The sequence below is a fragment of the Exiguobacterium sp. UBA3491 genome, assembly GCF_002377745.1.
Taxonomy (GTDB): Bacteria; Bacillota; Bacilli; order Exiguobacteriales; family Exiguobacteriaceae; genus Exiguobacterium_A.
In genome coordinates this window covers 1-14362 of sequence record NZ_DFQK01000031.1, presented here as the reverse complement: position 1 = coordinate 14362, position 14362 = coordinate 1, and the positions used below count along the sequence as shown (strand labels likewise).

At 47.9% G+C, this 14362-nt stretch carries 11 protein-coding genes; 3 read left to right on the top strand and 8 right to left on the bottom strand.

Annotated features, from left to right (window positions below; all coding sequences use genetic code 11):
* Window positions 1–87 precede the first annotated feature (87 nt).
* Both mprF and B4F99_RS12060 read right to left on the bottom strand, forming a co-directional pair.
* Window positions 88–2646, bottom strand: a complete 2559-nt coding sequence (gene mprF, locus B4F99_RS12065; protein ID WP_290758253.1) for a bifunctional lysylphosphatidylglycerol flippase/synthetase MprF — start codon at window positions 2644–2646, stop codon at window positions 88–90.
* Window positions 2643–3998, bottom strand: coding sequence for an MATE family efflux transporter (locus B4F99_RS12060; RefSeq protein ID WP_290758250.1), 1356 nt, complete (start codon window positions 3996–3998; stop codon window positions 2643–2645). Before B4F99_RS12060 ends, mprF begins: the two co-directional genes overlap by 4 nt.
* Before the next feature lie 92 nt (window positions 3999–4090).
* Between B4F99_RS12060 and B4F99_RS12055 the strand changes: the two genes are divergently transcribed.
* Complete coding sequence (locus tag B4F99_RS12055; protein ID WP_214856372.1) at window positions 4091–4879, top strand: CHAD domain-containing protein; 789 nt, start codon at window positions 4091–4093, stop codon at window positions 4877–4879.
* Here the strand turns inward: B4F99_RS12055 and glsA are convergent.
* The 3 genes from glsA to B4F99_RS12040 all read right to left on the bottom strand — a co-directional run bounded on the left by glsA (window position 4870) and on the right by B4F99_RS12040 (window position 9371).
* Window positions 4870–5802: a glutaminase A gene (gene glsA / locus B4F99_RS12050; protein WP_290758245.1), complete on the bottom strand. Its 933-nt coding sequence runs from the start codon at window positions 5800–5802 to the stop codon at window positions 4870–4872. The two genes, B4F99_RS12055 and glsA, sit on opposite strands and share 10 nt — an antisense overlap.
* Before the next feature lie 128 nt (window positions 5803–5930).
* Window positions 5931–8507: an ATP-dependent chaperone ClpB gene (clpB, locus tag B4F99_RS12045; RefSeq protein ID WP_290758242.1), complete on the bottom strand. Its 2577-nt coding sequence runs from the start codon at window positions 8505–8507 to the stop codon at window positions 5931–5933.
* A gap of 6 nt (window positions 8508–8513) precedes the next feature.
* Window positions 8514–9371 (bottom strand): DnaJ C-terminal domain-containing protein, encoded by an 858-nt coding sequence (locus tag B4F99_RS12040; RefSeq protein ID WP_035412324.1) that lies wholly within the window; start codon window positions 9369–9371, stop codon window positions 8514–8516.
* Between the two features lie 195 nt (window positions 9372–9566).
* On the opposite strand from B4F99_RS12040, the gene B4F99_RS12035 reads away from it, so the two are divergent.
* Window positions 9567–9761, top strand: coding sequence for a YwbE family protein (locus B4F99_RS12035; protein ID WP_290754208.1), 195 nt, complete (start codon window positions 9567–9569; stop codon window positions 9759–9761).
* Between the two features lie 55 nt (window positions 9762–9816).
* Here B4F99_RS12035 and B4F99_RS12030 read toward each other — a convergent pair whose 3' ends face one another.
* The 3 genes from B4F99_RS12030 to B4F99_RS12020 form a co-directional block, all read right to left on the bottom strand.
* Window positions 9817–10992 (bottom strand): M20 metallopeptidase family protein, encoded by a 1176-nt coding sequence (locus tag B4F99_RS12030; RefSeq protein WP_290758239.1) that lies wholly within the window; start codon window positions 10990–10992, stop codon window positions 9817–9819.
* 13 nt (window positions 10993–11005) lie between these two features.
* Window positions 11006–11860 (bottom strand): MurR/RpiR family transcriptional regulator, encoded by an 855-nt coding sequence (locus B4F99_RS12025; protein ID WP_290758236.1) that lies wholly within the window; start codon window positions 11858–11860, stop codon window positions 11006–11008.
* 260 nt (window positions 11861–12120) lie between these two features.
* The gene (locus B4F99_RS12020) at window positions 12121–13299 is read right to left on the bottom strand and encodes a CamS family sex pheromone protein (RefSeq protein ID WP_047394974.1); all 1179 of its coding nucleotides are present in this window, start codon (window positions 13297–13299) and stop codon (window positions 12121–12123) included.
* Between the two features lie 134 nt (window positions 13300–13433).
* Here B4F99_RS12020 and B4F99_RS12015 point away from each other — a divergent pair, with 134 nt between their 5' ends.
* Entirely contained in the window at window positions 13434–14015 is a 582-nt protein-coding gene (locus tag B4F99_RS12015) for a class D sortase (protein WP_290758231.1), read from the top strand.
* The last annotated feature ends 347 nt before the right edge of the window (window positions 14016–14362 follow it).

Here is a 14362-nt window from a genome sequence, read left to right as displayed (position 1 = left end):
AAATTATAAAAGGACGATCCCGTTTGTCCTTAGACAAAGGGTCGCCCTTTGTATACCCGTCGATTGTCGACTTCATGCGTCAGTCGATCATGGTAATAAAATCCGGTCTTTCTTTCGAGAAATCAGACGCGTTGCTTTTAAGATTGCCATCGGTAACGATTGACGCTTTCGGTAAGCAAGATATCGTCCTTCCCATTTTGGATCGTACTTTTCTTTGTATCGTCGTAGACCGGTGAAACTATACATGTAGCGAATATTATTGAAGACATCCGCTGCCACACGTTCTTGCCAGAAGGACGTCTCGTCCTCTCCGACGGACGAAAGCGGAGCCATTCCCATGTTGAACGTGTGGTAGCCTTCATCTTTCGCATACTTGAATAGTCGGATGAACATCGCATCCATGATTCCATTCGGTCCATCTGGTCGAAAACGCATCAAGTCAATCGATAGGACCCCTTCTTGGTAAGCAGGCATGAATGTCATGAACCCGATCAATCGTCCTTCCGCTTCACGCATGATGCCAATCGGCGCTCGATTTAAATAAGGTTCGTGGAAGTAACCGAGCGAAAAGCCTTTCTCGGACTTACCGCCTAACCATTCGTCGGAGACCTCTTGTAGTTCTGCTAATAGAGTTCCTGAAATAGGTGGCTCGACCACTTCGAACGTCATGCCCTCTCGTTCAAAGCGATTTTTAATCGACCGAAGTCCAGCTCGTTTTTTTCCTGATACAGTGAAAGATGGAATATCAACGATCGCTTCTTCACCAAGTTTGAAGAAGTTGAAGCCAAAATCATGATAGAGAGACATATTTTGCGCTTGAATTTGATAGATGTTCGGAATATATCCAAGATCTTCGACGCGACGCAAGAAAGACGCGATGACTTGTGAATGTTCCTTCGGATCTCCACTGGGGTCGCCAAGGACCATGATCCGATTGCCGGTCTGACTGAACTGGATGAATGAACGTCCTGTTTCGGAGAAGAAGAAACGTTTATCACCTAGAAACGCGAGATGGCTTAAATAATTCCCACCCTGCTCACGCAATACCGATTCGATCTTTTCAGCATCGAATCGCTCACCGAGAACCGGTTGATTGAATGTGTTGAATAAGCGGACGAAGACGAGAACATACACGAGCGCAAAGATAGAGGCACTCGCTGCAAACATGAAAATTTCGTGTGCTGGATACACTTTTGTTCCATCTGCTGATCCGAGCGTATAGAAGGCGTATCCAAAAAAGACGAATCCTCCAAGGTACAATAGACCAGCGAAGGCAACCCGGATGAAGCGTGTCGTCGTAATGAGCGTTCGTTCTCGGTGAAATGCTTTTCGCGACATCAGTAGTAAGACGAGGACGATGATGACGGCAAGGAAAGAAATCAAGTTAAAACCACGAAGTGCCATTCCAAGCAATGCGAAAAAAGATGCCCCGTACATCATATATAACGACCGTTTTGTTCGACGATACAGTGCTGTCGATAAGAGGACGAACAATAAGCCGCCCATCAAGAAGAAACTATTCGCGAGTAACAGCGCTTCATGCGGTAATTTCGATTCCAAATATTCATACTGCGTCGAGACAGGTGGTAAAATCGCCAGTCCCCAGATCGTGATTCCGGCAACGAGTGTGATCAACGCGAGTGTGAAATGACGAATTTTACTGAGGAATCGCAGTTGTAAGCGCCAAATGACGCCCCCGACCTCCATCGATGGACCAACGATCGGTTTGTCTTCGATCATCTTGACGACCGGACCGCTGAACTCCCGAGCTGAGAAAATGACACCGATCAGGAACGGAATCAAGTAGTAGACAAGACGATAGATCAATAATCCTGTCAAGACGATGCCTTCCTCGACACCCGCGCGCTGCATGCCGATCAAAAACACTAAGTCAAACGAACCAAACCCACCCGGTACCATCGAGATCAAACCGGCTGTCGCAGCGATAATGAAAACACCGATGACTTTTGAGAAACTGACATCCGTTCCGAGCGCCGCGAGGATCAGATAGACGACAACGCCAGCACTGAACCATTCTGCGAGTGAGACGAGTGAATATAACGCAATCGATTTCGGATGGATGCTACTATTGCCTCGTCGAAACGAGAACAGCAGATAGAGTGGAAAGAAGAATGCGACACCAATGATGACGGGCCACAGCCATTTTTTTAAATCGAGCACTTCAAACGCCGGAAAAACGTGTAGAAGCGATAAGGCAGATAAGATGGACAATCCACTGATCAACGTCGGTGCCATCCAGCCGATCGCCTTCAACAAACGACCGCCTTCAACGAATGGTCGATAAAGAGCGGAGCGGATCGCCATCCCAGCGAGACCGCCGAATCCGATGATGCCGTTAAAGGAGTTCGCAATCCAAGATGCTCGGAAAATTAGTCCGATCGGTGCTTTCGCCTCCAATGAACGTAATAAGAAGAAGTCATAAAAGAACATCGTCGAGACTGCCGCAAGACCTGCGAGAATCAACAGGATGAACTGCCAAGATGGGACTTGACGAATCGCTTGAATCGATTCCTGTAGCGACAAACTACGCAATTCGTTTTGTCCTTGATAAAAAATGAATCCGATCAAGACGATCGGCAAGATGATCTTCGCAATCGTCATGATGCGTTGTTTTGAAAATTTCAAGCTGCCAGCCTCCTTGATTTACGGATTAAATGCATAAGACGAACAAGTAGTAGCGTTGCTCCGACCGCAAGACCGATGATCAATCCCCACCAGTAACCATCTGGTCCGAGCGTCGTATAGCGTTCGAGATAAAAACCTAATGGTAGTCCAATGATCCAGTAGGCAGCAATCGTCAACAAGAAGGTGACGTTGACATCCTTGAATCCACGTAATGCACCTTGCGTCGGTGCAGCAACGGCATCCGACAGTTGAAAGAAAATCGCTAAAATCATGAAGTGTGCGGCTGCTTCGATGACTTGAGGATCACGACTATATAAAGCGGCAAGTTCTTCATTCTTTAAGTACAACAAGATTCCGGAGAACAAGGAGACGGCAACACACATCGTCAATCCAATGACGACGTACTGGACAGCGTCTTTGATTCGTTTGGCACCGACCTCAAAACCGACTGTGATCGTCAAAGCGGACGCAGCAGATAATGGGATCATATAGACAAACGAAGCGAAGTTGATGGCCGCTTGATAGGCACCGATGATGACATCGCCGTACGCTCCGAGCAGCAACGTGACCGCCGAGAAAATACTGACTTCAGAAAAAATCGCTAGACCAATCGGAGCACCGAGTAGAATCAATTCCTTGATTCGCTTCATATCTGGACGGTAAAAGCGCCGCAGAATCCCAAGGCGTTGAAATAATTCTCCTTTGAAGACGACAGCGATGATCGCTAGACAGAGAATCCAGTACGTGATGGCAGTCGCAACTCCCGCGCCCACTCCACCAAGTTCCGGAAAACCGAAGCTTCCGAAGATGAATAGATAATTGAAAAGGACGTTAATGGGTAAAGAGATTAGTAGTAAGACCATCGTGATATTTGATTTACCTAATGAATCGACGAGTGTTCGTAAAACGAAGAAAACGAACATCGGTACGATCCCGAGTGCTAACATCACGAGATAATTTCGCGCGACTTCACGCGCCTCTGCTGATAACTCCATCCGTTCGAGAATCGGATTGACAGCAATAAGTCCGATGACTACGGTCAATCCAATGATCACGACAGCAACGTACAACGCCTGCATGACGATCCGTTTGACTTCCCGCTCGCGTTTCGCTCCCATCGCTTGGGAAACAAGCGGTGCGACGGCAAGTAGAATACCGGTCAGTCCTGTGTAGACGGGTGCCCAGAGACTTGCTCCGACACCGACTCCTGCTAAATCAGCAGAACCATATCGACCGGCCATGACCGTATCGAAAAAACTAATTAAGTAAAACGCGACTTGCGTTACGAGGATGGGAAAGAAAATTTTCATGAATTGCTTCATCTTTCCTGAGAACGTAACTGTTTCTAACATGTTTCCACCACATTTCAGGAGGAGTCCTCCTTAATTTTAAAACCTAGCACTCTTGAACTCTTACGAAAATAATCCGAGGAGGGATTCATCTCATGAACCATCGTGATACTGAAAAGCTGACTTTTGAACTACTCGAGACCTGGTCTACCTTCAATCATTATGCCAAAGAATCACAAACGTTTGAAAATCCGGAAGATATCCATCAAGCCCGGATTCGCTTGCGGAAACTGATCACGTTCGCTCGATTGGTCGAGTTGACGGAAGAACCCGTCTATTTGATTTGGAAGCGTCTGATGCACGCCTTCGGTGAAGTGCGCGATCTCGACGTACAGCTCGAAGCGACTTCAAAAAAAACAGAAATCGACCAATTGTTCGCAAACCATGTGGCCTTACAACTCCAAGGAAAACGTTCGACCTTGATTGAGACGATGCATCTCTTGATCTCAAATGAACTGGATCGATCCGTCCGTCGATTTTTAGCGAGTCCGATGACAAAACGCCTCAAGCGGATGTCAGAAAAAGAACTGATTCATGCCGCGGAGAAACGCTATGAGAAAAAACGTGAACAATTTGAAAAAGTACAACGAAAGGATAGTCCAAAACGTATCGAACGGATGCATGAGTTGCGTCTTGCGACGAAAGCGTACCGCTATACGGTCGAGTACTTGCGTCCCTATACGAATCAACCAAAGTCCGCTGTCGATCGTCTAAAAACAACCCAGACGCAACTCGGACATATCAATGACACGTATCAGCGACTGGAAAGATGGCGGTCATTCGAGGTTCCGACTGCTTATCAAGCAGAGCGCTTGCATCAGATCAAACGCTTAGAGGATGAACTGCGTAACGCACTCGATCAAGTCGAGATCGCTCACGGGTGACGTTGAACGAGTAGTTCAAGCATCTTTGTTCCTGCAATCGAATTGCCTTTCGCGTCAAGGGAAGGACCAAACACACCGATTCCGAGATCGGCCATATCGAAATCACTTCTACCACAGGCAACGACCGCACCGGAGACACCACTTTTTCCGGGAAGTCCGACTTGGACAGAAAATTCTCCAGATGCATCATACATGCCACATGTCGTCATGATGGCCCGGATGATTCGTGCGTTACGACGCGAGATGACTTGACGTCCGGATGGTGTTTTTCCAGATGTACTTAAAATTTTCCCCATCATGGCAAGTCCTTTACAGTTCGTCAAAATCGCACATTGTTTCGTGTAGACGTCGATGATCTCTTCAACGTTGCCTTCGATGACGCCGTGATAGCGCATGAAGTAGAGCAACGCTCGGTTCAAATCTGTCGTTTCGAATTCTGATTCAGCGACATCTGCGTCATATTTTACCATTTCTACTTTAATATCCAATAGTTTTGCGATGAATTGACGCAATTGCAGTAATTTATCCGCAGCATCCGTTCCCGGCAACATGCTAGTCACTGCTAGTGCTCCTGCATTGATCATTGGATTGAGCGGTTTTGTCGGAATCGTCTCTTCAAGTTTCGCAATCGAATTGAACGCATCACCCGTCGGTTCCATCCCAACTTTCGAAAAGACATAATCTTCTCCGAATGTCTCGAGGACGAATGCCAGTGTAATGATCTTCGACACACTCTGTAATGTAAACATCGTGTCCGCATCACCTGCCGAAACGAACGTCCCGTCGGCATTACAGACAGCGATACCAAGTTGGACCGGATCAACTTTCGCAAGCTCTGGGATGTAACTTGCGACTTGTCCAAGCACCGTATACGGACGACACTCCTCAATCAACTCCTCGAGTTGGGCTTGTGTAACATTCATGGCGTTCCCTCTTTCTCTTTTTTTTCTAGCTTATCACGCATCTGGTGGATGCGGATATGGTTCTTCCGTAAACGCTAAAAGGAGTCGACTCGTTTCAGCCGAGTCGACTCCTTTTTCTAGCATCTGCTTTATCCGTTTACGACTAGTTCACCGTCTGCTACATCGATCGCAATCTGGGAACCATCTTGAATCGCCCCACTGATCAAAGCACGGGCAAGCTTCGTCTCAATCGTCCGTTGCATATAACGGTTGATTGGACGCGCACCGTATTGCGGTTCGAATGCTTCTTCAAAGATCAGCGTCTTCGCAGCATCCGTGACATTAATCGTAATGCCGCGTCCAGACAAGCGAGAAGTCATCTTCTCGACCGCTTTGTCGATGATTCGTTCAATCTCTGTCCGGTGGAGTGGATGGAACAAAATCGTATCATCAATCCGGTTTAAAAATTCCGGTCGGAAGTGACGCTTCAGTTCTTGGCGAACGGCTTCTTCTTCCGCCGCATCGATGACACCATCTTTTGCTGCTTCAAGCAAGATGGGCGCACCGATGTTTGATGTCATGATGACGATCGTGTTCTTGAAGTCGACGACACGTCCTTGCGCATCTGTTAACCGACCATCGTCGAGCAACTGAAGCAAGATATTGAAGACATCCCCGTGCGCTTTTTCGATCTCATCGAATAGAAGAACCGAATACGGGCTCCGTCGGACGGCTTCCGTCAATTGACCGCCTTCTTCATAACCAACGTATCCTGGAGGCGCACCGACGAGACGGGAGACATTGTGTTTTTCCATATACTCCGACATATCGATGCGAACGATATGATCTTCACTATCAAACATCGCTGCCGCCAAGGCTTTTGCAAGTTCTGTCTTCCCGACTCCTGTCGGACCGAGGAACAAGAACGAGCCGATCGGACGATTCGGATCCTTGATACCTGCTCGCGCTCGAATGACAGCATCCGCGACGAGACGGACCGCTTCGTCTTGACCGAAGACACGCTCATGAAGCGTATCCTCGAGATAGAGTAGCTTTTCCCGTTCGCCCTGCGCGAGCCGCGTCACTGGAATGCCGGTCCATTTCGAGACGATGTCGGAGATCTCTTCTTCCGTCACCGCTTCCCGAACCAGTTCGTGGGAGACGTGTTCAGATGATTCTTCCGCGACTTTCAGACGCGCTTCAAGGTCTGGAATTTGACCGTACTTGATTTCCGATGCCCGGTTTAAGTCATAGCGCCCCTCGGCTTCTTGTAACGCCAGTTTCGCTTTCTCAAGATCCGCGCGTAACTGTTGGACACTTTGCGAACTTTCTTTTTCCCGTTCCCATCTTGTCCGAAGCGCACTCTCATCTTCTCGGGCAGAACTGAGTTCTTGCTGTAAGACGGCAAGCCGTTTCCGGGATGCTTCATCCGTCTCTTTCTTTAATGCTGCTTCCTCGATCTCGAGCTGCATGACCCGACGGACGAGGGAATCGAGTTCAGCCGGCATCGACTCCATATCCGTCCGAATCATCGCACATGCTTCATCGACGAGATCAATCGCTTTATCCGGCATGAACCGATCCGTAATATACCGATCGGATAACATCGCCGCCGCGACGAGTGCATTGTCATGAATTCGCACACCATGGTGAATCTCGAACCGTTCCTTTAATCCACGCAGAATGGAGATCGTATCCTCGACATCCGGTTCCGCGACGAGGACTTGTTGGAAGCGACGTTCGAGCGCTGGATCCTTTTCGATATACTTTCGGTACTCGTCAAGCGTCGTCGCACCGATACAGTGCAATTCTCCTCGCGCAAGCATCGGCTTGAGCATGTTTCCGGCATCCATTGCGCCGTCCGTCTTTCCGGCACCAACGATCGTATGCAGCTCATCGATGAATAAGAGAATCTGTCCTTCGGCTTCCTTGACTTCATTCAAGACCGCCTGCAGGCGCTCTTCGAACTCACCACGGTATTTTGCACCAGCGACGAGCGCACTCATGTCTAAACTGAACAACTGCTTGTTTTTGAGACTCTCGGGTACATCTCCTCGGACGATCCGTTGCGCGAGTCCTTCAACGATTGCCGTTTTCCCGACACCAGGTTCTCCGATTAAGACGGGATTATTTTTAGTCTTCCGACTTAAAATCCGGATGACACGTCGAATTTCATCGTCACGACCGATGACTGGATCCGTTTTCCCGGACCGGAAGTCCGCTACGAGATCGCGTCCATATTTTTTCAGCACATCAAACGTCTCTTCGGGATTTTTCGTCGTGACCTTGCGATTGCCTCGCATACTGACGATCGCTTCCCGAAGTGTCTCTTCCGTAATGCCTTGACGACGTAAATATTGAGCTGCTGGACTTGATTGTTTGATCAGGGCTAATAATAAGTGCTCAACGGAGACGTAGTCATCCTGCATGAGTCGCGCTTCCGTTTCTGCTTCCGTCAACACGTTCAGCAACGAGCCCCCGATCCGTGGCGTCGTCGCCTGGGACAGAGCCGGAAGCTTACCAATCGCTTCGTCAATCGCTGCATTCAATGTCTCAATCCGTTGATTCAACTTTTTAAAAATGACCCGTGCAATTCCCTCTTCTTGAGCAAGTAAGGCAAGTAACAAATGCCACTCTGTGATTTCACTATGACGACGTTGTTTCGCAATCGCTTGGGCAGAGACGATTCCCTCATGTGCCCGATCCGTTAAACGTTCAAAATCCATCCTTGATCACTCCTTCACTGCAAGTTGACGTTCCCACTCTTCATAAAAGGCGCGGTCCATCTCAGGTAACTTGACTTCGAGTTGGACGAGTAATGCCCCACGATGACCATTCGCTTGACTCAGACCACGATTTGGAATCCGAAGTCGTGCTCCTGGTTTTGTGCCCGGTTTGACTTTCAGTTTAATTCGTTTTCCTTCAAGTGTATCTGCGACGACTTCTCCTCCAAGTACAAGTGTCGTCGGATGAACGCGGACGGTCGAGATGACGTCTTGGTCGACCCGTCGGAACTGATCGTCATCCTTCAGGTGAATCGTCACGTAAACATCTCCCGCGACACCTTGTCGGTTACGCATCGAACTTTTTCCACGTAAGCGGACTTTTTTGCCGTCATAGACATCTTTCGGTAGCGTCAACTGAATCGAACCGGTCGCAAGACGCACCGTGACTTTTTCATTCGTACTGAGATGACTGAGTGGAACCGTCAATTCAAGCTCTTCATCGGTCGACACTTCTTCCTGACTAAAGAACGAACCGAACATGTCCTCAAATCCGAACGATTGTCCAGGTCGTGTCCGTCCACCACCTCCGAACTGTCGGAACAGATCTTCATAATCTCCAGCGCCCCCAGCTCCAGCACCTGCCATCCGGTCGAAGTTACTGCCGTATCGATCGTACTGTGCTCGTTTCTCCTCATCCCCAAGCACATCGAAAGCTTCTTGGATATCCTTGAAGCGCTGGTCTGCACTCGCCTCCTTGTTGACGTCTGGGTGATATTGCTTCGCCAGTTTGCGGTACGCGCGCTTAATATCTTGATTCGATGCATCCTTTGCGACACCGAGTGTTTGATAATAGTCTTTTGCCATTCGAGTTCACTTCCTTTTCCTATACTTCATTACCTTAATTATAAAAGTCACATCTTAATTGGTCAAATATAGTCAAACTTTTTTCTGACATTCTGTTCTCTTTTCACTTTACGTCCTTGCGACAAACAAGTTTCACCGGCTGAACCATGTTATACTGATAGCCAAACAGGAAATGAACGATGGGAGGATCTACAGATGGACGGTAAAACACGTAAAAATATCACACCTGGTCTTAAAGTCAGCATCGTGTTGAAACAAGATCAACGAACAGGTAAACGAACAGAAGGAATCGTTAAAGACCTTCTCACGAAATCACCGCAGCATCCGCACGGGATCAAAGTGCGCTTAGAAGACGGACAAGTTGGTCGTGTTCAAGAAATTTTAAGTTAAAAAGACAATAATCGCTCGCCCTGATTCCTTTTCGGAGTCAAGACGAGCGATTTTTTCATACTTCAGCAGTTTGTTCTAAATACCGCCACGTTGCTTCGACCAGAATACGCGCTGCGTCAAGCATCGCTGGCTCTTTAAAATCAAACTGGGGATGATGATGCGGTGGATACGAAGCGTCCCCGGCTCCCGTAAAGAAGAACGCACCGGGTACGTGTTGCAGATAATACGCGAAGTCCTCCCCGCCCATCGTCGGTTCGATTTCAAATACATGCTTGTCTCCTAAGATTTCTCGTGTGACGGATTCGATCAATACGGTGGGTACCGTATGGTTGACGACAGCTGGATACCCTTTTTCGTATGTAAATTGATACGTCGCTCCGACCGCCTGACAGATTCCTTTGATCGTCTGCTCCATCCGCTCAATGATTTCGTCCGCTGTCGCTTCATTAAACGTTCGGACCGTTCCTGTCAACATCGCTTGATCTGCAATGACATTAAACGTATTCCCAGCATGTAATGTTCCAACGGTCACGACTGCCGGCTCCAGTGGATTGAGTTGACGACTGACGATCGATTGTAATTCCTTAACGATCGTTGCCCCGAGTAAGACAGCATCAATCGTCTCATGTGGTTTCGCACCGTGTCCGCCTTTTCCATATAAGGTCAGTTCGAACTTATCAGCCGCCGCCATGATCGGACCAGTCCGAACACCGACGTGTCCTAAATCGATCGTTGACCAAAGATGCGTTCCAAAGATGACATCGACCCCTTCGAGACAACCGTCCGCAATCATATCGCGTGCACCGCCCGGAACGACTTCTTCCGCATGTTGATGAATCAAGACGACGTTCCCCGGTAATGATTCTCGCTGTTGCATGAGCGTCTCTGCGACAGCAAGTAACGTCGCCGTATGACCATCGTGACCGCATGCATGCATCACACCCGGAACCGTCGACCGATACGCGACCTCTTTAGCGTCAGCAATCGGTAAGGCATCAAAGTCGGCGCGTAACGCGACGGTCTTTCCCGGTTTTCCTCCACGAATATACCCGACGACACCACGTCCGCCGACCTCCGTCCTGACTTCGATTCCGAGCGCTTTTAAATGTCGCGCGATATAACGCGGGGTCTCGACTTCGTGAAACGACAACTCTGGGTGCTGATGTAAATAGCGACGGCGCTCGACCATTTCTGGATACAACGCGTCTAGTCCGGCAGTTCGTTCTGACATATATGTATCCCCCTTATTTCTTTTGATGCAGTGTCTTAACGCTTTCTCGCGTGTATTGGAGACGTTCGAGCGTGTCTTCATAATGTCCCGCAGCATACGATAAGAACAAGACATCGATCGCAAATAGTTGGGCGAGACGCGAACTGAGCGCTGCACTACGAAGCGGCGCTTCCGGTGCGCGTGATGTCCAAAGCGCGATATCCGCTAGTTGGCTGATCCGGTTGTCCCCGAAACGCGTCAGACTGATAACCTTTAGCCCTTGGATTTTCGCCAAACGGATCAACTCGACGACTTCTTCTGTCTCACCACTGTAGGAAATCGCAAAGAAGACATCTTCTTTACGTGCATTCGCTAAGATCGTCGCAAGTAGATGCTGGTCCGTTTCTTGAATCGCTAGTTTCCCGACACGCGTCCATTTTTGAGCAGCGTCTTCGGCTACGACATGCGATGCCCCAATCCCGTAAAAATAAATCGCGCGTGCCTGATCAATCACACTAATCGCATCCGCAATCCGTTCATCATTCAACTGCTTCGCAGTATCCTGTAACGCTTGAATGCTGTTACTAAGCGTTTTTTCAATCAAGTCGACAGGACGTTCATCCTTTTCGATATCATGATATCCTTTTAAATCCGTGCGTGCCGTATCAGCCGAAATCCGCATCCGCAGCTCTGGATATCCCTTTAGTCCGAGTGCACGGCAAAAGCGAACGACTGCAGCAGCACTTGTATCCGACTCCTCTGCGAGTTGGTGGATCGTCATGCGCGCAATTTGGTTCATATGCGTCAAGACGTAGTCTGCGACTTTTCGTGAGGACGATGGTAGTTCTTCTCGAACTGCTCCGATTTGTGAATAGATACCGCCATTCATCTAGATCTCTCCTTTATCATCTTCTTTAAAAGAACTGGCGATTCATCGCGCCGTCCCCGTTTATAGAACTGTTCTTCTTCCATTATGCTCTCTCCTACTGACTTTCGTAAATCTAAAAAATGGGAAAGTGAAACAAAATATCATTCTTCTTCCATACCCTTCCTTTCATACTCATATACTTCTATCTTCAAGCGTTCGTCATACAAAAAAGCGACATTCCGTTAAATAAGGAATGTCGCTTTATAAAGTAAATGGAGAAATCAACGAATCTTGACGATTGGTTTTTTTGTATCCGGATCGAGGAATAGCATCGCTTCCGTATCACCGTTCAAGTTCGTCACAGTGATCGTCGTCGGAATGTTTCGATTATATTCCCAGCGATTCTCAAGCAGGTACGTCACGTACTGAACGAATGCGACGAGTTCTGCTTTTCCGTAAAATTGAACGGGAATCTTCATTTCAAGCTTTTTAAGTTCATCTTCTTGATAGAAGCCTTCCCCCATCATACCGGTGTAGTTCGGGAAGTAGTCTTCTAGACGGTCTTTGAATAAATCAAATTTCGCCGCATCATCACGAACATCATTCGTTGCACGTGCTGACGGGTAGTAGTAATAGCGTTCATTGTAGTTCTTCCAATCATTCGCGCTGATTTGATTCCCGCGACCGATGAATGCAGACGAGAGATAATGACCGGAAACCGGTGAACCTTCTTTTTCCTGGAGGTAGAGGGCGACGTGAATCGGTGTCGTCTTCATACCCTGCGTCTTACGCATTTTCTTGACTAAATCGTTTGCCATCCGCTTCCCTTCAGCAACGACTTTCTTTTCATCAAGTTTAACGGTATAGGTCGGTCCATAGTTTTCATCTTGGAAAACATACTCACTATTTAAGACGAGAGCGATTGATGTACCACCGAGTTCAAGCTTCTTATCTTCTTCAAGCATGTAGTCTTGCTCTAAGATATGCGATAGAATCATAGGTGACTTTTGATTTTTTTCTTTATATGACTTACCTGACGTGTAGGCTGGGTTCAGACCTTCAGGATCGCTGACGCCATCGCCTGCTTTTCCTTTTCGCAACAACCATTTCGCGATTTGGTCGGCTTCGAGTAACTGACCTTCTTGGTAATAGTATTTTTCCGGATCAAAAAACTGTGTCGAATGACGCATTAAACCCGTTTCGATTTCATCGAGCTCAAGACGTGAACTGACACGTTTTTGTGTCATTCCACGTGCGACGCTTGGACGAAACGGTAAGACCGTCCGGTAGTACGAATCCGTCGTATCAATGGCTGGACTGACGACGGCTTGGACTTCCTTACCTTGTTCACTTTCAGTAATGACTTCTTTTGTATCGCTACTTGGCGAAAGGTCGAACGAACAAGCACCTAAAAATAACGTGCTCGATAACGTCAACGCTACTGCTGTTTTATAGTTCATCTCTATTTGCACCCCATGTTTTTAAATCGTTCTCTTTATCATAACAGAATCGTTTTCCATCGGGGAAGGACAAGTTTTCCCCTGTTTTTCAAAAAAGATGATGCGCCCTCACGCATCCGAAAGGACTTTTTATCATGACACGCCGTAAATTCATCGGTCTGCTTTTTTTACTGGCAGGCATCGCACTCATCGCTTGGCCCTTCGTCAGTGATTATCAGCGCGAACAAGAAGCTGAACATTTAAAGAAACAATGGACCAACAGTCTAAAAATCGTCGATGCAAAAGAAACCAAACAACCACTTGCAAAATCAGGTGTCGGATTACTCTCGATACCACGCATTGATTTCGAACAAGTCATCTTAGAGGGGTCGACGACATCGGTCCTCGACCGTAGTATCGGTCATATTCCGAAAACCGGATCGCCTGGAAAAGGCAATTATGCGCTCGCCGGACACCGAAGCTTCACGGAAGGTCTTCACTTCAATCGTCTGCCTGACGTCAAGAAAGGCGATACCGTTATCGTCACGACGAAAACACATCGGTATACGTACCGGATCACGTCAAGTCGTCTCGTCACACCGACGACGTTGTCCGTCCTCGATCAATCCGTCGTCTCCCCGACGATTACGTTGATTACTTGCGATCCACCGGAAACGGCAACGAATCGTCTCATCAAACAAGGTACCTTAATTCGAAGCGAGACGATTGCTTCGTGACAATTGGATCAATACGAATAAAGGAAGGCGGAATTTCGCCTTCCTTTGAAACTGAAGATAGTGTGCAATTTTTCTCTAACGAGAAGGATTGCGCTTTTTTGTTCGTCTCGAATCGTTTTCCTGGGACAAGCATCGCGCCGCTTCGCTTCGCTGCAGGGTCGCTCTTGCTTGTTTTTCCCTAGGAAGCGATGTAGAGTGAACAAAACGCTTCTCTGATTCTCTTTCCGGGTATAAAGAAGAATGACACGTTACACGCCACTCCTACAGGAAAAAGCGCAATTTTGCGCTGTCAGAGACAAACAAGACCAGTTTTCCTGCTTGAATGAAGCGGGAAAACTGGCTTGTGT

Excerpts from the sequence above, each read along its gene's own strand:
- glsA (WP_290758245.1), bottom strand. The coding sequence starts at position 5,802 with ATGAATGTTACACAAGCCCAACTCGAGGAGTTGATTGAGGAGTGTCGT.
- B4F99_RS12055 (WP_214856372.1), top strand. The coding sequence starts at position 4,091 with ATGAACCATCGTGATACTGAAAAGCTGACTTTTGAACTACTCGAGACC.
- B4F99_RS12020 (WP_047394974.1), bottom strand. The coding sequence starts at position 13,299 with ATGAACTATAAAACAGCAGTAGCGTTGACGTTATCGAGCACGTTATTT.
- B4F99_RS12015 (WP_290758231.1), top strand. The coding sequence starts at position 13,434 with ATGACACGCCGTAAATTCATCGGTCTGCTTTTTTTACTGGCAGGCATC.
- B4F99_RS12040 (WP_035412324.1), bottom strand. The coding sequence starts at position 9,371 with ATGGCAAAAGACTATTATCAAACACTCGGTGTCGCAAAGGATGCATCG.
- B4F99_RS12060 (WP_290758250.1), bottom strand. The coding sequence starts at position 3,998 with ATGTTAGAAACAGTTACGTTCTCAGGAAAGATGAAGCAATTCATGAAA.
- B4F99_RS12025 (WP_290758236.1), bottom strand. The coding sequence starts at position 11,860 with ATGAATGGCGGTATCTATTCACAAATCGGAGCAGTTCGAGAAGAACTA.
- B4F99_RS12035 (WP_290754208.1), top strand. The coding sequence starts at position 9,567 with ATGGACGGTAAAACACGTAAAAATATCACACCTGGTCTTAAAGTCAGC.
- B4F99_RS12030 (WP_290758239.1), bottom strand. The coding sequence starts at position 10,992 with ATGTCAGAACGAACTGCCGGACTAGACGCGTTGTATCCAGAAATGGTC.
- clpB (WP_290758242.1), bottom strand. The coding sequence starts at position 8,507 with ATGGATTTTGAACGTTTAACGGATCGGGCACATGAGGGAATCGTCTCT.